This is a genomic window from Goekera deserti (assembly GCF_010685995.1).
GTDB lineage: Bacteria > Actinomycetota > Actinomycetes > Mycobacteriales > Geodermatophilaceae > Goekera > Goekera deserti.
Genome location: NZ_JAAGWK010000010.1, coordinates 69,647 through 90,397, shown reverse-complemented (window position 1 = coordinate 90,397; position 20,751 = coordinate 69,647). Strand labels below are relative to the sequence as shown.

The following is a 20,751-nucleotide window of genomic DNA, read 5'->3' as shown; positions in this document are numbered from 1 at the left end:
GACCAGCCGCTCGCCGTCGCCGACCGACCACCACCGGGAGCTGTCCCGGGACGTTCGCCCACGCCGTCAGCGCCCCTGCTGTTCCCTCCTGGAACGGTGGTGCCCGGCCCGGCTGACGTGGTCCAGCGCAGTACGGAAGAGAGATGCCCGCCGCTCGATCTCGGCCATGTCCCCCGACGCCATCGCCGCCCCGGGCATCAGATCCGAACCCGCCCCCACGAGGGCCGCCCCGTGGCCGAACCACGCGCTCAGGGTGTCCGGTGTGACACCTCCCGTCGGCATGAACGACGTGCCGGGGAAGGGGCCGAGCAGAGCGGACAGGTAGCCGGGGCCGACCACCGAGGCCGGGAACACCTTGACGACGTCCGCGTCGTGAGCGCGGGCGAGCATCACCTCGGTGGGGGTGAGAGCGCCGGAGACCACCAAGGCCCCGGTGCCTGCCATCGCGGCGCAGATCACCGGATCGATGCCGGGGCTGACGAGGAACTCCGCACCTGCGTCGGCCGCCTCGCGAGCCTGCGCCGGTCGGAGGACGGTGCCGGCCCCGACGACGACTGCATCACCGTGCTCCTGGACGACCCGACTGATGACCGCGGCTGCGTCCGGCGTCGAGTACGTGACCTCGACCCCGGAGATCCCGCCGCGCACCAACGCCTCGATCGTGGCGGTCGCGCACTCCGCGGACGGGGCGCGCAGGACGGCGACGACGCCCGTCGCGAGAAGCCGGTCCAGGCGCCCGGAGGTCGGGCGTCCGGTCGTCACCAGACGTCCCCCGTCGTGCCGAGCACGCGGGCTGCGCATGTGTGGGCCAGGCGCAGGCGGTCGCCGAGAGACCGCTTCTCCAACGTGGCGGCGAGAAAGCCGGCCGCGAACGCGTCGCCGGCGCCCACCTGCTCGAGGACGTCGACCACGAGCGCCGGCTCGAAGACCACGGCCGCCCCGTGGAAGGCCGTGGCGCCCACCGCAGCGTCCTTCACCACCAGGAGGTCAGGATCGGGCAGGAGGCGCCGGACGTCCTCGGCGTCGGCGCTGCCCCAGAGGGCCTGCGCCTCGTCCAGGCCCACGAAGACGATGTCCGCCTGGCGCGCGAGTTCGCGGAGGAACATCGATGCCCGTTGCGAGCTCCAGAGCGCCGGGCGGAAGTTCACGTCGAAGCTGACGGTCACCGATGCGGCGGCGGCACGATCGAGCACCGCGTCGACCAGGTCGGCGCAGCCGGCTGACAGGGCGGGCAGGATGCCGCTGACGTGGACGATGCTGACGTCGTTCCATCGCACCGCATCGAGCAGGGCCGGGGACGAACTCGCGGCAGCTGACCCGGCTCGGTAGTAGTGCACCCCGGCGCCCGGGTCCTTCAGGTAGAGCCCGGTGGGTCGGTCCGGGTCGATCTCGGCCCACGGCTCGACGCCTGCTGCCACCAGGCGGTCCAGCACCCGCTGACCCAGAGGGTCGTTGCCGAGCCGGCTCCGCCACACCACGCGATGGCCGAGCCGAGCGAGCCCCATGGCCACGTTCGACTCCGCACCTCCGGCGTCCATGCGGAAGGTCTCCGCCAGCCGGAGGGGCTCGGGCGCCATGGGCGCCACGACGCCCATCGTCTCGCCGAGACACAGCACGGCGCCGGTGAGGGATGGGATCATGGACTCACTCCCAGGTGACGATCGGGTCATGGGGCCGCATCCCGCGTGCGGATGGCCGTGCGGCGTCCGGCTCGTCACCGGGCCAGCACCCCGCGGTTGCCCTGCTCGCGCCCGGGGAGCAGGCCGCTGCCGACGAGGCGCTGGACGCCGCGCGTGAGCTCGAGGTCCGAGTTCGCCAGAGCGACCCTGATCGCGTGCCTGCCCGCACTGCCGAACGTGGGCCCCGGCGCGACAGCGACCCCGTGGTGTGCCACGAGTGCGCGGGCGACCTCCTGGCCGTTGCGCTCTCCCACGTCGAGCCACAGGTAGAAGCCGCCGGCGGGCTCGGTGTAGCCGATCCCGGCATCGCCGAGCATGCCGCCCACGGATCGTGCGCGTTCGCGGTAGGTCTCCACGCCGACGCGGACGCACTCCTGGGGGCCGGTCAGTGCGGCCAGCGCGGCGAACTGTGCCGGTGTGTTGACGCAGGAGATGATCGGCTCCTGCAGCTTGGCGAGCGTGGGGTGCAGCGCGGGCGGGCTGACCACGTAGCCCACGCGCCAACCCGTCATCGCGTACGTCTTCGAGAAGCTGTAGACGCTGATCACCCGTTCCGGACGAGCCTCCAGGGAGCCGGCGGCCGTGTGCTCGCCGGTGAAGACCAGCTGGTCGTACACCTCGTCGGAGACGATCCACAGGTCGTGGTGCTCGGCGAACGCGTGCAGGGCGGCGAGGCCGGCGGCCTCGATCACGGTGCCCAGGGGATTCGACGGGCTGTTCAGCACGAGGGCCCGGGTCCGCGGCGTCACCAGCGAGGCGAGGTGATCGAGGTCCGGCTGCCCGGTGAGCACGTCGATCCGGTAACCGCGTGCCTCGATGCCGAGGATGTCGGCCATCATCCGGTAGTTGGGCCATCCGGGATTCGGGAGCAGCACGTCGTCACCCCGGCTGACGATCGAGGTGAGCACGCTGAAGAGACCTTGCACCGCGCCGTTGGTGACGATCACGTCGTCCGGGCCGGCGGCCACGCCGTTGACCGAGGTGACCTTGTCGGCCAGGGCTTCCCGCAGCTCGGGGAGTCCGGTGTTGGGCGCGTAGTGCGTCATACCGCGGGACGCCGCGTCATGGGCGGCCTCGATGATGTGCGGAGGCGTGTCCAGGTCGGGCTCACCGATCTCGAGACGGACGACGTCGTCGAGGCGACCGGCCAGCTCGCCGATCTCGCGGATGCCGGATCGCTGCATGTCCTGCAACCGAGGTGCGATGTACATGGTGGGCTCCCGATCGGGCGAGGGTGGGGGCAGAGCTGGCGGTCGGGACGAGCGGTCGTCAGGTCGACTCGGTACCCACCGCGTGCCGACCCCCGGTGGACAGGACGACGGCGTCGGCACGGACGTACCCGCGGCCCAGGGCGAGGCCGGCCAGGCAGAGCGTCTCCGGCGTCCCAGAAGTGTCAGCTGGCAGGATGCTGCAGGTACAGCGAAAGATCGCGAACGAATAGTTCAGAGAACGTGATGAGCCTCCCGAACCTCAAGATTCTCCGAACCTTCCTCGAGGTCGCCTCGCAGGGCTCCATGACCGACGCAGCCACAGCGCTGGGGTACGTCCCGTCCGCCGTGTCGAGCCACGTGGCCGACCTGGAACGTGAGCTCAGAGTGCGGCTCATCGACCGCAGCCCGGGCAGCCGGCTCGTGCTCACCGCAGCCGGTCGGGCGGTGCAGGCAGCCGCGGCGGAGCTGTTGGTCTCTACGACCTCCTTCCAGGACGCCGTGGGCGAGCTGGCAGACGGCCACGTCGAGGAACTGCGGCTCGGTAGCTTCCCCTCTGCGCTCGCCCATCTGGTCGCACCAGCTCTGTCGGGCGTCGCCGACGGCGTGCGGCTGCACATCGTCGAGGTGGAGACCCCGGCGGGGTTGCGCATGGTGAAGTCGGGTGAGATCGATGCGCTCGTCGCCTATCGCTACCTGCCGGACGACGAGCCGTACGCGCGGGACGGCTTCCAGGTCAGCCAGCTCGGGCACGACGCGCTGACGCTGGTCGCCTCGAGCGACCGGGACTGGGACTTCGCGGCGTGTGTCGACGCCAGGTGGGTCGCGGGGCACGCGGGGAACGGAGATCGACGCCTGCTCGAACGATGGGCGCGTTCCCTGCGCTTCAAGCCGACCATCCGCTACGAGGTGGAGGAGTTCCAGAGCTCCCTCGCGCTGATCCAGACCGGCTGCGCCGTCGGACTCCTGCCGACCCATGTCGCGGCGCCGTCCATCGATCGCGGCCTGATCCGCCCCGTGGCGCTCCCGGACGACCTCAGCTGTCCGCCCCGCGAGATCCTCGGCGTGACCAGGACCGTCCACCGACCCCGGGTGGTGCTGCGCCTCTTCGACGAACTGACGGTCCGACTCGGGGGCTGACGGGCGTGACCGACCGTGCGGGAGGGGGGACTCGAACCCCCACGCCCGAAGGCACCAGATCCTAAGTCTGGCGTGGCTGCCGTTACACCACTCCCGCGTCGGGGGGAGTCTAGGACGGTGTGGCAGCGCGCGGCCGCCCGCGGCATGGCACGATCTGGCGCGTGCCCCGCGACCCCCGACAGATCCAGCTGGAGATCGACGCTGCTCGGGAGTCGCTCGCCGCGACCCTCGACGAGATCGCGTACCGGGGCAGCCCGAACAGGCTGAAGGCGCAGGGGCAGGTCGCCGCGCAGCGCTGGCTGGAGTCCCCGGCCGGCAAGGCCACCATCGGCGCGATCGGCGTGCTGGTCACCTTCGTCGTCGTGCAGCGGATCCGGCACCGCCGCCGCTGAGCCGGCGCCCGCACGTGCGGGCGCACACTGGGGCCATGTTCTCCAGCCACCATCCCACCCCCGACCCGGTCGGACCCGGACAGGAGTCGGTGTGGGACTACCCGCGCCCGCCGTCGGCCGAGGTCAGCCCGCGCCGGGTCGTCGTCGAGATCGGCGGCCGTGTCGTGGCCCGCACCCAGCGAGCGATCCGGGTGTGCGAGACCAGCCACCCACCGGTGTTCTACGTGCCCCGCGGGGACGTCGTCGAGGGCGTGCTGGAGCGCGGGCAGGGCGCCTCGTGGTGCGAGTTCAAGGGCACGGCGACCTACTGGGACGCCGTCGTGGACGGCGTCCGGACGCCCGCGGTGGGCTGGTCCTATGAGCGGCCCACCCCCGGGTACGAGCACCTGGCCGGCGCCGTGGCGTTCTACCCGAGCAAGGTGGAGCGCGCCCTGGTCGACGGCGAGGTGGTGCTGTCGCAGCAGGGCGACTTCTACGGCGGCTGGATCACCGCCGAGGTGGTCGGGCCGTTCAAGGGCGGGCCCGGCAGCCGGGGATGGTGACACACCCCCGGCCCGCCGTCAGGCAGGCTGGGCAGCCGTCGCCGAGCGCACCAGCGGCATGACGACCTGCTCGAGCACGAGGTCGGCGTAGTCGTCGTCGACCGTGTCGCCGGTGAGCAGCCAGCGCTGCACGAGCATCGCCGAGGCTACGTCGGGCACCGGGCCGGTCGCCTGGCCGGCGGCGACCTCACCGCGGCGCTCGGCCTGGGCCCAGACCTCGTTGAAGCTGTGGGTCCACTGCCCGAGCGGGCCGTTGCGGAAGGCCGCGGCGAGAGCGGGCTGGTGGGGCAGCGTGGACAGCAGGCTGACGGTCGCCGAACCCAGCGGGGAGTTCATGGTGGTCACCAGCGCGTGCAGCAGCATGCGGAGGTCCCCCTCCAGGCTGCCGGTGTCGGGCACGAGCGCCTCGGTGCGGTTGACCTCGGAGATCGTGTCGACGACCAGGTCGCTCTTGGTGCGCCAGCGGCGGTAGATCGTCGCCTTGCCCACGCCCGCCTCGGACGCCACGGCGTCCATGGTGAGGGCCGCGTAACCGCTGTCGGCCAGCAGCCGCAGGATGGCCGCGCGGATCACTCCGTCGCGGGACGGGTCGCGCGGCCTGCCGCCGCGATTGGGCCGCACGTTCTCGGCGGCGGTGGGGGAGACCATGAGTCGCACTTTAGACCGGGAACCCCTGGTTCAATAGCGCCCCACGCCTGCTCCGGGGAGTTGAACACCACCTCCTGACCTGCGGATGTGACCGCGGCGGAGGACTCGACGGCCCCCGTGCGGGCGCGCCTGGGCGCGTCGGCTGCCGAACTCGGTCATCCTGGCCGGGTGACCCAGCTCATCGGCCGCGCGGACGGGCCCGCCCGTCCGCGGCAGCGGCGCGGCGCCAGGCCCGCCGTCCTGGCGCCGCCCGCCGCCGGGTCGGTGCGGGCTCGCTCGCTGGCGCTCGGCCCGGTCGCGGCCGGGCCCGAGCCGTTCGCCGTGCCCCGGCCGGACTGGCCGCTGCCGGTGCGGCCGCGCCGCGCGCTGTTCGCCACGACGGTCGGGCACCTGCTGCCGGCGGTGGTGGACAACGCCGGCGGGCTCGGGCTCGACGTCGCCCGCGCGCCCGGACTGCTCGACGTCGTGGACCCCGGCGACGGCGCCGGCCTGCTCGGCCTGCTGGACCGGCTGGCCCGCGAGCTCACCGTCGCCGAGACCGAGCAGCTGCGGATCGCCACCGACCCCGCCGCCGACGGCGTCCGGCTGGCCGCGCAGCTGCTCGTGGCCCCGACCCTCGCCGTGGAGCTCGCCCGCCGGGGCGTCAGTGCCGAGATCGGGTTGCTCGTCGAGGCCGACCTGTGGCCGGTCTACCAGCCGATCGTCTCCCTCGCCGACCGGCGGGTCACCGGGCACGAGGCCCTGCTGCGGGGTCAGGTCGACGGCCGGCACGTGGGCGGCGGTGACCTGTTCTTCCTGGCCGAGGCCGCCGGCTGGCTGCCCGAGCTGGACCGGGTGGCCCGGCACGCGGCGCTCGGCGGCGCGGCGCCCTGGCTGGGCTCGGCCGACCTGTACGTCAACCTGCACCCGGCGTCGGTGCACCGCCCGCAGGTGTGCCTGGCCGGCACCGAGGCGCTGGCCGCCGAACTCGGGGTCGCCCCGGGGCAGCTGGTGATCGAGGTGGTCGAGTCGCACGCCGTCGTCGACCGCGGGCACCTGGTCGCCCTGCTGGAGCACCACCGCTCGCTGGGCTGGCGGGTCGCCCTGGACGGCGCCGGCTGGTCGAGCCTGGGGCTGCTCGGAGCGCTGCGGCCCGACGTCGTCAAGCTGGACAAGGCGCTGGTGCAGCAGCTGCCCGCACCGGGCGCCCGGGCCGTGGTGGCGGCCGTCGTCGAGCTGGCCCACTCCCGCGGTGCCACCGTGGTGGCCGAGGGCGTGGAGGACGAGGAGACGGCCCAGGAGGTGGCCGCGCTCGGCGCGGACCTGGGCCAGGGCTGGCTGTTCGGCCGTCCGGTCCTGCAGCCGGCCGCCACGACCGACGACCGGCCGGCCGCGGGCTGAGCCCGGTCAGCCCACGTTCCACCCGGTGAGCACGGGCCGGCCGTGCTCCCGGCCCAGCACGCCGTAGGACCCGGCGGCCAGGGCGAACAGGGCCCCGGACTCCGGGGCCAGCCGCAGGTAGCGCGCGGTGAGGATGCGCAGCACGTGGCCGTGGGCGACCAGCGCGACGTCACCGTCGGCCAGGGCGGGCTGCACCCGGTCCAGCACCCGGTCGACCCGCGCCGTCACGTCACCCAGGCTCTCCCCGGGGGTGTCGCCGGGCACCGTGCCCAGCGTCCACAGCGACCACTCCCGGCCGAGCTCAGCGCTGATCTCCGGCGTGGTGCGGCCCTCGTAGCCGCCGTAGTCGACCTCCACCAGGTCCTCGTCGACCTCGACCGGGTGCAGGCCGGCCAGCTCGGCGGTGTGCTGTGCCCGCCGGCGCGGGCTGACCAGCACCTGGGCGAACCTGCGGCCGGCCAGCTCCGTGCCGAGCACCCGGGCCCGCTCCTCGCCCTCCGGCAGCAGCGGCAGGTCGGTGACCCCGGTGTGCTGACCGCTCTTGCTCCACTCGGTCTGTCCGTGCCTGACCACCACGAGTTCGCCCACGCGTCCGTCTCCTCACCGTGGCCGGCCCGCCGCCCGGGCCGACCCGACCAGCCTGGCCCAGCCGCCGCCGCGCCGCGCGGGCGGGGCCGCCGAGTGGTGGTCCCGGTCACATGCCGCGCGCATCGGGAAGCCCGGGCCGGTCGTGCTCGCTGTGCCCGGCATGACCACCTCCACGACAGCCCGGGACACCTTCGACCTCGGTGGCGACCTCACCGTGCACCGCCTCGGCTACGGCGCCATGCAGCTGCCCGGCCCCGGCGTCTGGGGTGAGCCGGTCGACCGCGACGCCGCCCTCGCCGTGCTGCGGGCCGCCGTCGAGCTCGGCGTCGACTTCATCGACACCGCCGACTCCTACGGCCCGCTGGTCAGCGAGCAGCTCATCGCCGAGGCGCTGCACCCCTACCCCGCCTCGCTCGTCGTCGGCACCAAGGCGGGGCTGACCCGCCAGGGCCCCGGCATCTGGACGCCGGTGGGCCACCCCGCCTACCTCCGGCAGCAGGTGGAGCTCTCCCTGCGGCACCTGCGGGTGGAGCGGATCGACCTCATCCAGCTGCACCGCATCGACCCGGGCGTCCCGCTGGCCGACCAGCTCGGCGCCTTCGCGGAGCTGCGCGAGGAGGGCAAGGTCCGGCACATCGGCGTCTCCGAGGTCTCCGTCGAGGAGCTCCGGGCCGCGCAGCAGATCACCCCGATCGCCAGCGTGCAGAACCTGTACAACCTGACCAACCGGCAGAGCCAGGACGTGCTCGACCACGCCACCGCCGAGGGCATCGCCTTCATCCCGTGGTTCCCGATCGCCACCGGTGACCTGGCCCGCCCGGACAGCCCGGTCGCGGCGATCGCCGCCGAGCTGGACGCCACCCCGTCGCAGGTCGCGCTGGCCTGGCTGCTGCAGAAGTCGCCGGTCGTGCTGCCCATCCCGGGCACCAAGTCCGTCGACCACCTGCGGGAGAACCTCGGCGCCGCCCAGCTGACGCTGTCCGAGGCCGACATGGCACGCCTGGACGGGCTGGCCTGAGGCCGCACCCCGCCGTCCCGCCCGGGACGGCGGGGAGGTCGCCGGGCCTGCTCGCGCGGGCGGGCCCCGGGCGACGATGATGCAGCCATGGACGCCGACGTCTTCGACCAGGTCCGGGCCGCGGTGCGGCAGCTCGTGCGGGAGGTCGTGCTCCCGCGCGAGGAGGAGATCGACCGGCACGACCGCGTGCCCGAGGAGCTGCGCGGGGCGGCGGCCGACATGGGCCTGTTCGGCTACGCGCTGCCCGAGGAGTTCGGCGGGCTCGGCGTCACCATGGTCGAGGACGTGCAGCTGGCCTTCGAGTTCGGCTACACGACGCCGGCCTTCCGCAGCCTGTTCGGCACCAACAACGGCATCGCCGGGCAGGTGATCGCGAAGTTCGGCAGCGACGAGCAGAAGAAGACGTACCTGCCGCGGCTGGCCGCCGGTGAGCTGATCGGCTCCTTCGCCCTCACCGAGGCCGAGGCCGGGTCCGACCCCGCCGGCCTGCGCACCAGTGCCCGTCGCGACGGCGACGGCTGGGTGATCGCCGGCGGCAAGCGGTACATCACCAACGCGCCGATCGCGGACCTGTTCGTCGTCTTCGCCCGCAGCGACCCGGCCGCGGCCGGTGGCCGCGGCATCTCCAGCTTCGTCGTCGACGCCTCGCTGCCCGGGGTGAGCGTGGGCCCGCACGACAGGAAGATGGGCCAGTCCGGCGCCTGGACGGCGGAGGTGTTCTTCGACGACGTCCGGGTCGACGGCGACGCGCTGGTCGGCGAGGAGGGCCGCGGGTACGCCAAGGCGCTCACCGTGCTCTCCCGCGGCCGGCTGCACGTGGCGGCGCTGTGCGTCGGCATGGCACAGCGGGTGCTCGACGAGTCGGTCGCCTACGCGGCCACCGCGAAGCAGGGCGGTGCGCCGATCGGCCGCTTCCAGCTGGTGCAGGCGATGCTCGCCGACATGCACGCCGAGCTGATCGCCGGCCGCAGCATGGTGCTCGACGTCGCGCGGCGTTACGACTCCGGTGAGGACACCTCGGTCGGTCCGTCCGCGGCCAAGCTGTGGTGCAGCGAGATGGTCGGCCGGGCCACCGACCGCGCCGTGCAGGTGCACGGCGGGCTGGGCTACCTGCGCACCACGCCGGTCGAGCGCTTCTACCGCGACGCCCGGCTGTACCGGCTCTACGAGGGCACCAGCGAGGTGCAAAAGGTGATCATCGGCGGGTCGCTGCTGCGCGAGGCCGGCATGCCGCGGTGACGCCCGAGCGGCCGGTGCACGCCCGGACGGGGTCCGACGTCCGCGGCGCGGTCGAGCAGGGCGGTGCATGATCGGGTCGTGCCCATCAGGACCAGCGCCTTCGCCCATGTCCGCCTCACCGTCACCGACATCGCCCGGTCCCGCGCCTTCTACGACGACGTCTTCGGCCTCCCGGTGGCCTTCGAGGTGCCCGCGGACGCCGACGACGCCACCCGCGAGCAGCTCGGCTTCCTCTACGGCGGGGTGATCTACGCCCTCGGCGACAGCCTGCTCGGCCTGCGCCCGGTCGCCGACGACGGCTTCGACGAGGACCGCACCGGGTTGGACCACGTCAGCTTCCTGGTCGACACCGCGGAACTGCACGCCGCTGCGGCGATGCTCGACGAGAAGGGCATCGCGCACAGCGGTGTCAAGGACATCGGTGCCGGGCACATCCTGGAGTTCCGGGACCCCGACGGCATCGCCCTGGAGCTCTTCGCCCCCGCGGGCTGACCGCCGGCGCCGTCAGCTGCGCGAGTCGGCCGGCTGGGCGGGGTGCTCGGGCACGCTGCCGGCCGGCCGCATGATGTCCCCGGGCGCGCCCTGGCCGCGGCTCAGCGCGGCGACGAACTCCGGCAGCAGGTGGTTGCCGGTGTGCCGCGGCGTCCACTCCAGCAGTCGCTTGGCCCGGGTGTTGTCCAGCGCGGGCACGCCGAGGCCCAGGTCGAGCCACCCGGGCTCGATCGGCACCAGGTGGGCTGCGTAGGCGGCCTGCAGCCCGGCCCGCAGCAGGGCGGCCGGCACCGGCACGCGCACGGTGCCCAGTGCCTCGGCGATCTCCGCCGGGCCCATGATCGGGTCGGCGGTCAGGTTGAAGGCGCCGTCGGCCCGGCGGTCCAGCACCCGGACCAGCGCCTGGCCCACGTCGTCGGCGTGCACGAAGCCCAGGTGCAGGTCACCGGGCAGCGGCAGCGGCAGCCTGCTGGCCAGCGAGCCGGGCACCATGCGCACCGCGGCCAGCGCGAACGGGCCGAGGAAGTAGCGGCCGATCTCGCTCGCGGCGTCCGGCTGGAGCACCAGGGTGGGCCGGATCATGGTGATCGCGGTGTCCGGCGCGGCGCCGACGACGTCCCGCACGATCTGCTCGGTGGCGACCTTCATCCGGCTGTACTGCGAGGACGGCACCCCGGTGGTCGGCCAGTCCTCGGTGATCCGCCGTGCCGGCGGCCCGGCGGCGTACGCGCCGAGGGAGGACAGGTGGACGACGTGGCCCACGCCGGCGGCGACCGCCGCCTCCATCACCCGCCGGGTGCCGTCGACGTTGCACCGCTGCAGCAGGTCGTGGTCCCGGTCGGGGGACAGCAGCCACGCGGTGTGCACGACGGCATCGGCGCCCTCGAGCAGCTCGGCCAGTGCGGCGCTGCTGGCCTCCTCGCCCAGGTCGGCGCGGGTCCAGCGGACGTCGGAGAAGAGCTGGGTGGGCGGCGGCGGGCGGCGGGAGAGCCCGCGGACCTCGGCCACCCCCGAGTCGCGGAGCGCGCGCAGCAGGCCGGTGCCGACGTTCCCGGTGACCCCGGTGACGGCGACGGTCATGCCCTGGAGGCGTCCGGTGGTGAGTGCAGACATGCCGGTCGGCTACCCACCGATGCCGGTGCCCACCCCTCGCCCGCGGCTCAGCCGTGCGTGCGGGCGTGCGCGACGACCAGCCCGGCGGTGTGCTCGGCGGCCACCTCGGGGATCCAGTGCGGCACCCCGAGCAGCACCTCCAGCTGGTACGGGGCGTCCACGTACCGCCCGGTGGCCTCCGCGCCGGCGCGGGACAAGGCCGGGTCGCCCGAGCTCCACACGTGCAGCGTCGGCACCGTGATCCTGCCGACGGTGCCCCGTCCCCGGGTGCCGGCCATCGCGCGGGCGGAGAAGGGCAGCGCCCGGTACCAGTCCAGGGCGGCGGTGAGTGCCCCGGGCTCGCGCATCCGGGCGACGTAGCGCTCGGCGTGGTCCCGGTGGAGCCCCATGGTCTCCAGCAGGCGGGTCAGCGGGGTGCCGTTGCCGGCCAGCAGGACCCGCTCGGGCAACGCCGGCAGCTGGAAGAACGCGATGTAGGTGCTCATCAGCGCCTGCGGGCTGGTGATCAGGGCGCGGCTGAACGCGGCCGGGTGCGGCACCGACAGCGCGGTGAGCGTGCGCACCCGCTCCGGGTGCCACGCGGCGAGCGCCCAGGCCACCACGGCGCCCCAGTCGTGGCCGACCACGTGCGCGCTGCGCAGGCCGGCGGAGTCCAGCAGCGCCCGGACGTCGTCCACCAGCTCGCGCAGCGCGTAGGCCGAGCGGCCGGTCGGCCGGGCGCCGGGGGAGTAGCCGCGCTGGTCCGGGGCCAGCGTGCGGAAGCCCTGGCCGTGCAGCGCCGTCGCCAGCCGGTCGTAGGCCGAGGAGTCCTGCGGGAAGCCGTGCAGCAGTACGACCGGTTCGCCGTCGGCGGGGCCGCCGTCACGGACGTCGAAGACGAGGGGACCGCGTCGGAAGGTGTCCACGCCGACAGCATGCCCGGCGCGGCGCGCCCTCACTCCCGCACCCGACCGGCCCCCGGCCGGGGACGGGAGCGACATCGACACCCGGACACCATCGACACGAACTCCTCGCCACGATGGCCATCGTGGCGAGGAGTTCGTGTCGGTCGCTGTGTCAGGCGGCGTCGGAGAGCACCTGCAGGTAGTCGTCCAGGCTGTAGGTGAGCGACAGGACGGTCGGCGGGGACACCGCGGCGATGGCCTCGGTGCCGATCATGGTGGCGTGGTGGCCGGACTGCACCTGCGGCATCAGCTGCGTGTACGGCTGGGCGTCGAAGGTCGCCGCCTCCTCCGGGGTGGAGGCGTAGCTGAGCAGGATGTCGCTGGTCAGCTCGGGCACCTGCTCGTAGCTGATCGTGGTGTAGAAGGTCGACTCGCCGCTGTCCAGCGCGGTCACGCTCGGCGCCACGGTCAGGCCCAGGTCGGTGAGGAACTCCACCCGGGCGTCGGCCGGCTTGTAGACGTAGAAGGTGCCGGCGGTGTCCCAGACGGCGGCGACGGTCTTGCCCTGCAGCTCCGGGTGCTCGGCGGCGGCATCGGAGATCACCTTGTCGGTGTCGGCGACCAGCTGCTCGGCCTCCTCGGCCTTGCCGAGCGCCTGCCCGACGGTGGTGACGACGTCGCGCCACGGGGTCGCCCACGCCTCACCGGGGTAGGCGACGGTCGGCGCGATCTCGCTGAGGGTCCGGTACTCCTCCTCGGTGATGCCCGAGTAGTTGGCCAGGATGACGTCCGGCTGGGCCGCGGCGATGGCCTCGAAGGGCACCTCGTCGCCGTCGGGCAGCATGGTCGGCCGCTCGGCGCCCATCTCGTCCAGCTTCTCGCCGATCCACGGCAGCACGCCCTCGGCGTCCCCGCCGTAGGTCTGCGTCGGGATGGCGACCGGGACGACGCCGAGGGCCAGGGCGGCGTCGGTGCTGCCGAAGCCCCACGTGACGACGTCGACCGGCTGCTCGTCGATGACGGTCTCGCCGAACGTGTGCTCGATGGTGACCGGGAAGGCACCGGAGGAGGACCCGCCGGCCGCGGACGAGTCGGTGTCGGACTCCGAGGAGCCGCAGCCGGTGACCAGCAGGGCGGCCACCGCCAGGGGGGCGACGAGGCGGACGGGACGGGTAGAGCGCACGGTGAGGACCTCCGGGGTGGTGATTAGGCGAGGCTAACCTAGCCTGCTGTGTCCGGCCGGGTGGCCCCACCCCTGCCGGGACGGCGGCGGGTGGCTGGCCGGCGGGTCGCCCGGGCCGCGTCCGCCCCGTGCGGCGAGGAGCACGGTGGTCGCACACAGGCTGCCGATCGCCAGCACGAGCAGGGTCAGGAACAGTCCAGTGGAGGTCATGCGACCAGCCTGGCGGCGCGAGGACTGGTGTGGATCGGTCCAATACGGCATGGTGGCCTGCATGCCAGTGGTCGGTCAGCTGCCCGGGTCGGCCGTCGCGTCCGGGTCCGCCCGCGCGTTCGGGTCCGCCCTGGGGTCGCTCGACGACCTGCCCGGCCCGCGCTACGCCGCCTTGGCCCGCCGGGTGCGGGAGCGGGTCGCCTCCGGCGAGCTGCCGGTGGGCACCCGGCTGCCCGGGGAGCGGGAGCTCGCCGCCGCCCTCGGGCTGAGCCGGGTCACCGTCGCCTCGGCCTACCGCGTGCTCCGGGAGGAGGGCTTCGCCCGCACCCGGCACGGGTCGGGCACGGTGGTCGAGCTGCCGCCCGGCCGGGCGGCAGCCGACTGGCCGCCGCACGACACCGGCCTGGTCGACCTCGCGCACGCGGCCCCGGGCGCGGCGGGGCAGCTGGTGCCGGCCTACCGCGCCGCGCTGGACCAGCTGCCCCGGCTGCTCGACGACCACGGCTACCACCCCGGCGGTCTGCCGTCGCTGCGGGCCGCGGTCGCCGCGCGCTTCACCGCCCGCGGGCTGCCCACCGAACCCGAGCAGGTCGTGGTCACCGCCGGCACGATGGACGCCACCGCCGTCGTGCTGCAGACCCTGGTGCAGGCCGGCGACCGGGTGCTGGTCGAGCACCCCACCTACCCGGGCGCGGTCACCGTGATCGAGCAGGCCGGTGGGCGCTGCATCCCGGTGCCGGTCGACGCCGCCGCCCCGGATGCGCTCGTCGAGGCCGTGCACCTCGCGGCCCGGCAGAGCGCGCCCCGGCTGGCCTACCTGATGCCCGACTTCTCCAACCCGTCCGGGGCCGTGCTGTCGGCCGCCGGCCGGCGCCGGCTGGCCGCGACGCTGTGGCGCCACGGCGTGCTCGGCGTCGTCGACGAGGTCTCCGCGGAGTTGCGCCTGGACGGCGCGCAGGACGTGCCGCCCTTCGCCGCGAGCCTGCCGGACGCCGCGACCGTGACGCTCGGTGGGCTCAGCAAGGTGGTGTGGGGTGGCCTGCGGATCGGCTGGCTGCGCACCGATGCCGCCCTCGCCGCCCGGCTCGGTGCCGCGCTGGGCCACCGGCAGATGACGGTCAGCGCGCTGGACCAGCTGACCGCCGTCGAGTTGTTCGCCCGCTGGGACGACGTCCTGGCCGAGCGCCGCGCGCTGCTGCGGCACCGGCGCGACGTGCTGCTGGGCGAGCTCGCCGAGCACCTGCCGGACTGGCAGGTGACGCCGCCGGCCGGCGGGCTGTCGCTGTGGTGCCGTCTCCCCGCCGGGCTGGGCTCGGCGGCGCTCGCCGCTGCCGCCGCCCCGCACGGGCTGGTGCTCGCCGAGGGGCGGGCGTTCGGCACCGGGCACGCCTTCGACGACCACCTGCGGCTGCCCTTCACCCTCGGTGAGGACGACCTGCGCACCGCGGTCGCCGTGCTGGCCGGGCTGGTCGGCCAGGTGCAGACGACGGCCGGCCGGACCTCACGAGCGGTCGCCGTCGTCTGAGCGTCACCCCCGGCGGGGTGTCACGCCGCCGGGGGCCACTGCTTGGCGACCATCGTCAGCACGTCGTAGGTGGCGACCGGCTTCCCCTCGGAGTTGACCACGACGGCGTCCCAGCGCACCTCGCCGTGCTCGGCACCGCCCCGCGGGCTGATCTGCTTGCAGGTCAGCGTCACCGTCAGCGTGTCCCCGGGCTTGACCGGGGTCAGGAACCGCAGGCCGTCGACCCCGTAGTTGGCCAGGACCGGGCCCGGGTCGGGGTCGACGAACAGCCCGGCGGCGAAGGAGACGATGAGGTAGCCGTGCGCCACCCGGCCGCCGAACAGGGGGTTCGCCGCGGCGGCCGCCTCGTCCATGTGCGCGTAGAACGTGTCGCCGGTGAACTCGGCGAAGTGCTCGACGTCGGCCAGGGTCACCTCGCGCGGGCCGGCGGTGACCGAGTCGCCGATGCGCAGCTCGGCCAGCGACTTCCGGAACGGGTGCACCCCGTCGTCGGTGCGCCGGGCGCCGGTCATCCAGCGGCCGCCGACCTCGGTGAGCACGTCGGGTGAGCCCTGCACGGCGGTGCGCTGCATGTGGTGCAGCACGCCGCGGATGCCGCCCAGCTCCTCACCGCCGCCGGCCCGGCCCGGGCCGCCGTGCACCAGCACCGGCAGCGGGGAGCCGTGGCCGGTGCTCTCCCGGGCGTCGTCCCGGTCCAGGACCAGGATCCGGCCGTGCGCGTGCGCGGCACCCAGCACGAACTCCCGCGCGACCGCCGGGTCGTGGGTGACCAGGGAGCCGACCAGCGACCCCTGACCACGTTCTGCGAGGGCCACGGCATCGGCGACGGAGTCGTAGGGCAGCACGGTGCTCACCGGGCCGAACGCCTCGACGTCGTGCGGCTCGCCGGCGCCCAGGTCGTCGCAGCGCAGCAGCATCGGCGGCAGGAAGGCCCCGCGCTCGCGGTCCGCGCCGCGGACCGTGAAGTCGTCCGGGTCACCGGCGACCAGCCGCGCCACCCCGCGCAGCGCGCCGACGGCCTTCAGCACCTCGCGGCGCTGGTCCGGGCTGGCCAGCGCGCCCATGGTCACGCCCTCGGCGGCCGGGTCGCCGACCACGACCTCGGCGAGCTTCACCCGGGTCGCCTCGACGACGTCGTCCACGAGTGCGCGGGGGACCAGGGCGCGGCGGATCGCGGTGCACTTCTGGCCGGCCTTGACCGTCATCTCGGTGACCAGCTGGTCGACGAACAGGCCGAACTCGGGGGTGTCCGGGGTGGCGTCCGGGCCCAGCACCGAGCAGTTCAGCGAGTCCGCCTCGGCGTTGAACCGCACCGAGTTGGCCAGCACCGCCGGCGTGCTGCGCAGCTTGCGGGCGGTCTCGGCCGAGCCGGTGAAGAAGACCAGGTCCTGCCCGCCCAGGGAGTCGAGCAGCCCGGCGGGGTTGCCCACGAGCAGCTGCACCGAGCCCTCGGGCAGCAGCCCCGACTCGACCATCCGGCGGAACACCAGCTCGGTGAGGTAGGCGGTCTGGCTGCCCGGCTTCACCACCGTCGGGACGCCGGCCAGGAACGCCGGTGCCAGCTTCTCCAGCATCCCCCACACCGGGAAGTTGAAGGCGTTGACCTGCACGGCGACCCCGCGCATCGAGGTGTAGACGTGCTGGCCGAGGAACGTGCCCCGCTTGCCCAGCACCTCCGGTGCGCCGTCCAGGACGACGGTGTCGTCGGGCAGCTCGCGGCGGGCCTTGCTGGCGTAGGACAGCAGCGTGCCGAACCCGCCGTCGACGTCCACGGCGGAGTCCCGGTCGGTGGCGCCGGTGCGGCGGCTCAGCGCGTAGAACTCGTCCTTGCCGGCCATCAGCTTCAGGCCCAGCGCCTTGAGCAGGCCGGCCCGCTGGTGGAACGTCAGCTCGCGCAGCGCCGGGCCGCCGACCCGGCGGGCGTGGTCGAGCATCGCGGTGACGTCGACGCCGGCGGTGGACACCCGGGCGACGGTCTCCCCGGTCACGGCGTCCGGCAGAGGTGTGCCCTCGTCATCGGCGGCGACCCAGCGTCCGGCGATGTGGCTCTCCAGCAGCGGTGCGGTCATCGTGTGCAGCTCCTTGACGTCGTCCTTCACCTTGACTTCTTCCCGAAGAAGTCAGGAGGGGTGGTGCGCAGGCCGGTGAAGAGGGTGGTGACGAGGGCGTCGGCCAGGGCGTCGGGGGTGAGCGGGCCGCCGGGGCGGTACCACTCGGTGAGCGAGTTGACGGTGCCGAAGAGCAGCCGGCTGGTGACCGCGGGGTCGACGTCCGGGCGGACGCTGCCCTCGTCCTCGGCCAGGCGCACCAGGTCGGTGACGACCCGGTCGAACTCGCGCCGGCGCCCGAGGGCGTGCTGCTCGACCTCGGTGTTGCCGCGCACCCGCAGCAGCAGCGTCACGAAGGGGAGCTCGCCGGTGAGCACCCGGACCGACCCGCGGACGACGTGCTCCAGCCGGTCGATCGCCGGGCCGCTGGTCGCCGCCGGCTCGGCGAGGACGGCGAACAGCCCGTCCAGCGCCCGGTCCAGCGCGAGGCGCAGCAGCTCGACCTTGCTCGGCACGTGGTGGTAGATCGCCGACTTGGTGACCCCCAGCCGCTCGGCGAGGGAGTCCATCGACGTCGCCTCGTAGCCGCGCTCGTTGAACACCTCGACGGCGACGTCGAGCAGCGAGTCCAGCGAGTGCCCCGGCCGCCCCCGGCGCGCGGCGACGGTCACGAGCGCTGGTCCACGAGCCGCTGCAGCTTGCCCACCGACCGGGCCAGGGTCTCCGGGTCGACCACCTGGACGTCCATGCTGACGCCGACCGTCTCCTTGACGGCCCGGGCGACCTCCTCGGCGGCGTCGGCCCGGCGGGCGGGCGGGCAGTCCGGGCGGGCCTCGACGGTGACGGTCAGGTGGTCCATCCGGCCGCGGGTGGACAGCAGCAGCGAGAAGTGCGGCGACAGCCCCGGCGTCCGGAGCACGACCTCCTCGATCTGGGTCGGGAAGACGTTCACCCCGCGCAGGATGATCATGTCGTCGGTGCGGCCGGTGACCTTCTCCATCCGGCGCATGCCGGGGCGGGCGGTGCCGGGCAGCAGCCGGGTGAGGTCGCGGGTGCGGTACCGGATGATCGGCATCGCCTCCTTGGTCAGCGAGGTGAACAGCAGCTCGCCGCGCTCCCCGGCCGGCAGTGGCTCCGCGGTCAGCGGGTCGACGACCTCGGGGTAGAAGTGGTCCTCCCAGACGTGCAGGCCGTCCTTGGTCTCCACGCACTCGTTGGCGACGCCGGGGCCCATCACCTCGCTCAGCCCGTAGATGTCGACCGCGTCGATGTCCAGGCGCTGCTCCATCTCCTGGCGCATCTGCTCGGTCCACGGCTCGGCGCCGAAGATCCCGATCTGCAGGGACGACGTCCGCGGGTCGATGCCCTGCTTCTCGAACTCGTCGATGACGGTGAGCATGTAGCTGGGCGTCACCATGATGATCCGCGGCGCGAAGTCGGTGATCAGCTGCACCTGGCGCGGGGTCATGCCGCCGGACACCGGGACGACCGTGCAGCCCAGCTCCTCGGCGCCGTAGTGCGCGCCCAGCCCGCCGGTGAACAGCCCGTAGCCGTAGGCGTTGTGCAGCACGTCGCCCGCCCGGCCACCGGACGCGCGGATCGACCGGGCCATGACGGTCGCCCAGGTGCGGATGTCCTGCTCCGTGTACCCGACGACGGTGGGGCGGCCGGTGGTGCCCGACGACGCGTGCACCCGGCGGACCTGCTCCCGCGGGACGGCGAACATGCCGAACGGGTAGTTCTCCCGCAGGTCCGCCTTCGACGTGGTGGGGAAGCGGGCCAGGTCCTCCAGCGAGCGGCAGTCGTCGGGGTGCACGCCGGCCGCGTCGAAGACCTTGGTGTAGTGCGGGACGTTCTCATAGGCGTGCCGCAACGTCCACTGCAGCCGCTGCAGCTGGAGGGCGCGCAGCTCGTCGACGCCCATCCGCTCGGCGTCGTCCAGGAGTGCCGGATCGGGGGCCTGGCCCAGTCGCCGCGTCGTCATGCCGCTCTCCTCGCCTTCCGGGCCGCACGTGATTACCGACCGGGTGGTCAGTAATCAACTCGGCCCGGCACGCGCTGTCAAGACGGGTTGTGCGCGGCATGGTTCTGGGGCACACTGATTACCGACCGCTTGGTCAGTAATTGATCGGAGGCCCCCGATGTCCGCACCCACGCTCGACCGCCCGGCCGCTCCGGACGAGGCCGCGCTGCAGGCGCACTTCGACGCCACGATCGCCGCCGACAAGCGCGTCGAACCGCGCGACTGGATGCCCGAGGGATACCGCAAGGGCCTGATCCGGCAGATCGCCCAGCACGCGCACTCGGAGATCATCGGCATGCAGCCCGAGGGCGACTGGCTGCTCGCCGCGCCGTCGCTGCGCCGCAAGGCGATCCTGCTGGCCAAGGTGCAGGACGAGGCCGGCCACGGCATGTACCTCTACTCCGCGGCCGAGACGCTCGGCGCCGACCGGGCCGACCTCACCGACAAGCTGATCGAGGGCCGGCATAAGTACAGCTCGATCTTCAACTACCCGACGCTCACCTACGCCGACGTCGGCGTCATCGGCTGGCTCGTGGACGGCGCGGCGATCTGCAACCAGGTGCCGCTGTGCCGCTCGTCGTACGGGCCCTACGCCCGCGCGATGATCAGGGTCTGCAAGGAGGAGTCCTTCCACCAGCGGCAGGGCTACGAGCTCCTGATGACGATGATGCGCGGCACCGACGAGCAGCGGGCCATGGTCCAGGACGCCGTCGACCGCTGGTGGTGGCCGTCGCTGATGATGTTCGGCCCGCCGGACGACGACAGCCCCAACTCGGCGCAGTCGATGGCGTGGGGCATCAAGCGGCACTCCAACGACGAGCTGCGCCAGCGCTACGTCGACATGTCGGTCCCGCAGGCCGAAGCGCTCGGCGTCACGCTGCCCGACCCGGAGCTGCGGCTGGACCCCTCGACCGGGCGGTACCGGTTCGGCCAGATCGACTGGGACGAGTTCAAGCGGGTCATCTCCGGCAACGGCCCGGCCAACGCCGAGCGCATCGCCCGCCGCCGGGCCGCCCGCGACGACAACGCGTGGGTGATCGAGGCGGCGACCGCGTACGCGGAGAAGCACGCGTCGTGAGCGACCTGACCGCCGAGGGTGGCCACGGGGCAGTGCCGACCGGGCCCGAGGTGCCGACCGGGACGGGCAAGGCGGCCCGCCGCGACTGGCCGCTGTACGAGGTGTTCGTCCGGGGCAAGCGCGGGCTGAACCACGTGCACGTCGGCTCGCTGCACGCCCCGGACGACGAGATGGCGGTGCACGCCGCCCGCGACCTCTACACCCGCCGCAACGAGGGCGTCAGCATCTGGGTCGTCAAGGCCACGCACATCACGGCGTCCTCGCCGGACGAGAAGGACCCCATGTTCGCGCCGTCCGGCGACAAGGTCTACCGGCACCCGACCTTCTACGAGATCCCGGACGACGTCCCCCACATCTGAAC

22 protein-coding genes and 1 tRNA gene are annotated in these 20,751 nt (G+C 73.7%); 10 read left to right on the top strand and 13 right to left on the bottom strand.

The features are described 5' to 3' along the window. Positions 1 to 66: 66 nt before the first annotated feature. Genes G1H19_RS07710 through G1H19_RS07700 form a run of 3 tightly spaced genes read right to left on the bottom strand, consistent with a single transcriptional unit; the run spans position 67 to position 2,890 of the window. A complete protein-coding gene (locus G1H19_RS07710) occupies positions 67 to 762 on the bottom strand; it encodes a bifunctional 4-hydroxy-2-oxoglutarate aldolase/2-dehydro-3-deoxy-phosphogluconate aldolase (protein WP_202925853.1) in 696 nt (231 codons plus the stop codon). Then, the gene (locus tag G1H19_RS07705; RefSeq protein ID WP_202925852.1) at positions 759 to 1,670 is read right to left on the bottom strand and encodes a sugar kinase; all 912 of its coding nucleotides are present in this window, start codon (positions 1,668 to 1,670) and stop codon (positions 759 to 761) included. Before G1H19_RS07705 ends, G1H19_RS07710 begins: the two co-directional genes overlap by 4 nt. A gap of 44 nt (positions 1,671 to 1,714) precedes the next feature. Beyond that, the gene (locus G1H19_RS07700) at positions 1,715 to 2,890 is read right to left on the bottom strand and encodes a pyridoxal phosphate-dependent aminotransferase (RefSeq protein ID WP_152729804.1); all 1,176 of its coding nucleotides are present in this window, start codon (positions 2,888 to 2,890) and stop codon (positions 1,715 to 1,717) included. Between the two features lie 243 nt (positions 2,891 to 3,133). Here G1H19_RS07700 and G1H19_RS07695 point away from each other — a divergent pair, with 243 nt between their 5' ends. Then, entirely contained in the window at positions 3,134 to 4,027 is an 894-nt protein-coding gene (locus G1H19_RS07695) for a LysR family transcriptional regulator (protein WP_162392707.1), read from the top strand. 16 nt (positions 4,028 to 4,043) lie between these two features. On the opposite strand, the gene G1H19_RS07690 is transcribed toward G1H19_RS07695, so the two are convergent. Further along, positions 4,044 to 4,124 (bottom strand) — tRNA-Leu (locus G1H19_RS07690). A 64-nt stretch (positions 4,125 to 4,188) separates the two neighbouring features. Here G1H19_RS07690 and G1H19_RS07685 point away from each other — a divergent pair. Together G1H19_RS07685 and G1H19_RS07680 are read left to right on the top strand one after the other, a co-directional pair. Further along, a complete protein-coding gene (locus G1H19_RS07685) occupies positions 4,189 to 4,419 on the top strand; it encodes a DUF3618 domain-containing protein (protein ID WP_162392706.1) in 231 nt (76 codons plus the stop codon). A gap of 35 nt (positions 4,420 to 4,454) precedes the next feature. Further along, positions 4,455 to 4,961 carry a DUF427 domain-containing protein gene (locus tag G1H19_RS07680; RefSeq protein ID WP_152729802.1) on the top strand — a complete coding sequence of 169 codons (507 nt, stop codon included), beginning with the start codon at positions 4,455 to 4,457 and terminating at the stop codon, positions 4,959 to 4,961. An 18-nt stretch (positions 4,962 to 4,979) separates the two neighbouring features. Here G1H19_RS07680 and G1H19_RS07675 read toward each other — a convergent pair whose 3' ends face one another. Then, positions 4,980 to 5,609, bottom strand: a complete 630-nt coding sequence (locus G1H19_RS07675; protein ID WP_152729801.1) for a TetR/AcrR family transcriptional regulator — start codon at positions 5,607 to 5,609, stop codon at positions 4,980 to 4,982. Positions 5,610 to 5,777: 168 nt separating this feature from the next. On the opposite strand from G1H19_RS07675, the gene G1H19_RS07670 reads away from it, so the two are divergent. After that, positions 5,778 to 6,989: an EAL domain-containing protein gene (locus G1H19_RS07670; RefSeq protein ID WP_235928050.1), complete on the top strand. Its 1,212-nt coding sequence runs from the start codon at positions 5,778 to 5,780 to the stop codon at positions 6,987 to 6,989. Positions 6,990 to 6,995: 6 nt separating this feature from the next. On the opposite strand, the gene G1H19_RS07665 is transcribed toward G1H19_RS07670, so the two are convergent. Beyond that, positions 6,996 to 7,577 (bottom strand): histidine phosphatase family protein, encoded by a 582-nt coding sequence (locus G1H19_RS07665; RefSeq protein ID WP_162392705.1) that lies wholly within the window; start codon positions 7,575 to 7,577, stop codon positions 6,996 to 6,998. 160 nt (positions 7,578 to 7,737) lie between these two features. On the opposite strand from G1H19_RS07665, the gene G1H19_RS07660 reads away from it, so the two are divergent. From G1H19_RS07660 to G1H19_RS07650, 3 genes are all read left to right on the top strand, one after another. Continuing rightward, positions 7,738 to 8,595, top strand: a complete 858-nt coding sequence (locus tag G1H19_RS07660; RefSeq protein ID WP_152729800.1) for an aldo/keto reductase — start codon at positions 7,738 to 7,740, stop codon at positions 8,593 to 8,595. 87 nt (positions 8,596 to 8,682) lie between these two features. Further along, positions 8,683 to 9,834 (top strand): acyl-CoA dehydrogenase family protein, encoded by a 1,152-nt coding sequence (locus G1H19_RS07655; protein WP_152729799.1) that lies wholly within the window; start codon positions 8,683 to 8,685, stop codon positions 9,832 to 9,834. A gap of 78 nt (positions 9,835 to 9,912) precedes the next feature. Then, positions 9,913 to 10,326 (top strand): VOC family protein, encoded by a 414-nt coding sequence (locus G1H19_RS07650; RefSeq protein WP_162392704.1) that lies wholly within the window; start codon positions 9,913 to 9,915, stop codon positions 10,324 to 10,326. 12 nt (positions 10,327 to 10,338) lie between these two features. Here G1H19_RS07650 and G1H19_RS07645 read toward each other — a convergent pair whose 3' ends face one another. From G1H19_RS07645 to G1H19_RS07630, 4 genes are all read right to left on the bottom strand, one after another. Then, a complete protein-coding gene (locus tag G1H19_RS07645; RefSeq protein WP_152729798.1) occupies positions 10,339 to 11,439 on the bottom strand; it encodes an NAD-dependent epimerase/dehydratase family protein in 1,101 nt (366 codons plus the stop codon). Between the two features lie 47 nt (positions 11,440 to 11,486). Continuing rightward, positions 11,487 to 12,344 (bottom strand): alpha/beta fold hydrolase, encoded by an 858-nt coding sequence (locus G1H19_RS07640; RefSeq protein WP_202925851.1) that lies wholly within the window; start codon positions 12,342 to 12,344, stop codon positions 11,487 to 11,489. A 151-nt stretch (positions 12,345 to 12,495) separates the two neighbouring features. Next, positions 12,496 to 13,506, bottom strand: coding sequence for an iron-siderophore ABC transporter substrate-binding protein (locus G1H19_RS07635; RefSeq protein ID WP_162392703.1), 1,011 nt, complete (start codon positions 13,504 to 13,506; stop codon positions 12,496 to 12,498). A gap of 33 nt (positions 13,507 to 13,539) precedes the next feature. Beyond that, on the bottom strand, positions 13,540 to 13,716 hold the full coding sequence (locus G1H19_RS07630) for a hypothetical protein (protein WP_162392702.1): 177 nt from the start codon (positions 13,714 to 13,716) through the stop codon (positions 13,540 to 13,542). A 61-nt stretch (positions 13,717 to 13,777) separates the two neighbouring features. Between G1H19_RS07630 and yczR the strand changes: the two genes are divergently transcribed. Next, entirely contained in the window at positions 13,778 to 15,241 is a 1,464-nt protein-coding gene (gene yczR / locus G1H19_RS07625; protein ID WP_152729797.1) for a MocR-like transcription factor YczR, read from the top strand. A gap of 20 nt (positions 15,242 to 15,261) precedes the next feature. Here the strand turns inward: yczR and paaZ are convergent, their stop codons facing one another. The 3 genes from paaZ to paaK are packed head-to-tail and all read right to left on the bottom strand — an operon-like array spanning position 15,262 to position 19,273. Beyond that, positions 15,262 to 17,340 carry a phenylacetic acid degradation bifunctional protein PaaZ gene (paaZ, locus tag G1H19_RS07620; RefSeq protein WP_235928049.1) on the bottom strand — a complete coding sequence of 693 codons (2,079 nt, stop codon included), beginning with the start codon at positions 17,338 to 17,340 and terminating at the stop codon, positions 15,262 to 15,264. Further along, the gene (locus G1H19_RS07615) at positions 17,337 to 17,960 is read right to left on the bottom strand and encodes a TetR/AcrR family transcriptional regulator (protein ID WP_162392701.1); all 624 of its coding nucleotides are present in this window, start codon (positions 17,958 to 17,960) and stop codon (positions 17,337 to 17,339) included. The genes paaZ and G1H19_RS07615 overlap by 4 nt, the downstream gene beginning before the upstream one ends. Further along, positions 17,957 to 19,273, bottom strand: a complete 1,317-nt coding sequence (paaK, locus tag G1H19_RS07610) for a phenylacetate--CoA ligase PaaK (RefSeq protein WP_152729796.1) — start codon at positions 19,271 to 19,273, stop codon at positions 17,957 to 17,959. The genes G1H19_RS07615 and paaK overlap by 4 nt, the downstream gene beginning before the upstream one ends. A 157-nt stretch (positions 19,274 to 19,430) precedes the next feature. Between paaK and paaA the strand changes: the two genes are divergently transcribed. Together paaA and paaB are read left to right on the top strand one after the other, a co-directional pair. Then, positions 19,431 to 20,390 carry a 1,2-phenylacetyl-CoA epoxidase subunit PaaA gene (paaA, locus tag G1H19_RS07605; RefSeq protein WP_152729795.1) on the top strand — a complete coding sequence of 320 codons (960 nt, stop codon included), beginning with the start codon at positions 19,431 to 19,433 and terminating at the stop codon, positions 20,388 to 20,390. Next, complete coding sequence (gene paaB, locus G1H19_RS07600; RefSeq protein WP_162392700.1) at positions 20,387 to 20,749, top strand: 1,2-phenylacetyl-CoA epoxidase subunit PaaB; 363 nt, start codon at positions 20,387 to 20,389, stop codon at positions 20,747 to 20,749. Before paaA ends, paaB begins: the two co-directional genes overlap by 4 nt. Positions 20,750 to 20,751 lie beyond the last annotated feature (2 nt).

Excerpts from the sequence above, each read along its gene's own strand:
- G1H19_RS07705 (WP_202925852.1), bottom strand. The coding sequence starts at position 1,670 with ATGACCCGATCGTCACCTGGGAGTGAGTCCATGATCCCATCCCTCACC.
- G1H19_RS07700 (WP_152729804.1), bottom strand. The coding sequence starts at position 2,890 with ATGTACATCGCACCTCGGTTGCAGGACATGCAGCGATCCGGCATCCGC.
- G1H19_RS07695 (WP_162392707.1), top strand. The coding sequence starts at position 3,134 with ATGAGCCTCCCGAACCTCAAGATTCTCCGAACCTTCCTCGAGGTCGCC.
- G1H19_RS07680 (WP_152729802.1), top strand. The coding sequence starts at position 4,455 with ATGTTCTCCAGCCACCATCCCACCCCCGACCCGGTCGGACCCGGACAG.
- G1H19_RS07675 (WP_152729801.1), bottom strand. The coding sequence starts at position 5,609 with ATGGTCTCCCCCACCGCCGCCGAGAACGTGCGGCCCAATCGCGGCGGC.
- G1H19_RS07660 (WP_152729800.1), top strand. The coding sequence starts at position 7,738 with ATGACCACCTCCACGACAGCCCGGGACACCTTCGACCTCGGTGGCGAC.
- G1H19_RS07655 (WP_152729799.1), top strand. The coding sequence starts at position 8,683 with ATGGACGCCGACGTCTTCGACCAGGTCCGGGCCGCGGTGCGGCAGCTC.
- G1H19_RS07645 (WP_152729798.1), bottom strand. The coding sequence starts at position 11,439 with ATGTCTGCACTCACCACCGGACGCCTCCAGGGCATGACCGTCGCCGTC.
- G1H19_RS07630 (WP_162392702.1), bottom strand. The coding sequence starts at position 13,716 with ATGACCTCCACTGGACTGTTCCTGACCCTGCTCGTGCTGGCGATCGGC.
- yczR (WP_152729797.1), top strand. The coding sequence starts at position 13,778 with ATGCCAGTGGTCGGTCAGCTGCCCGGGTCGGCCGTCGCGTCCGGGTCC.
- paaK (WP_152729796.1), bottom strand. The coding sequence starts at position 19,273 with ATGACGACGCGGCGACTGGGCCAGGCCCCCGATCCGGCACTCCTGGAC.
- paaA (WP_152729795.1), top strand. The coding sequence starts at position 19,431 with ATGTCCGCACCCACGCTCGACCGCCCGGCCGCTCCGGACGAGGCCGCG.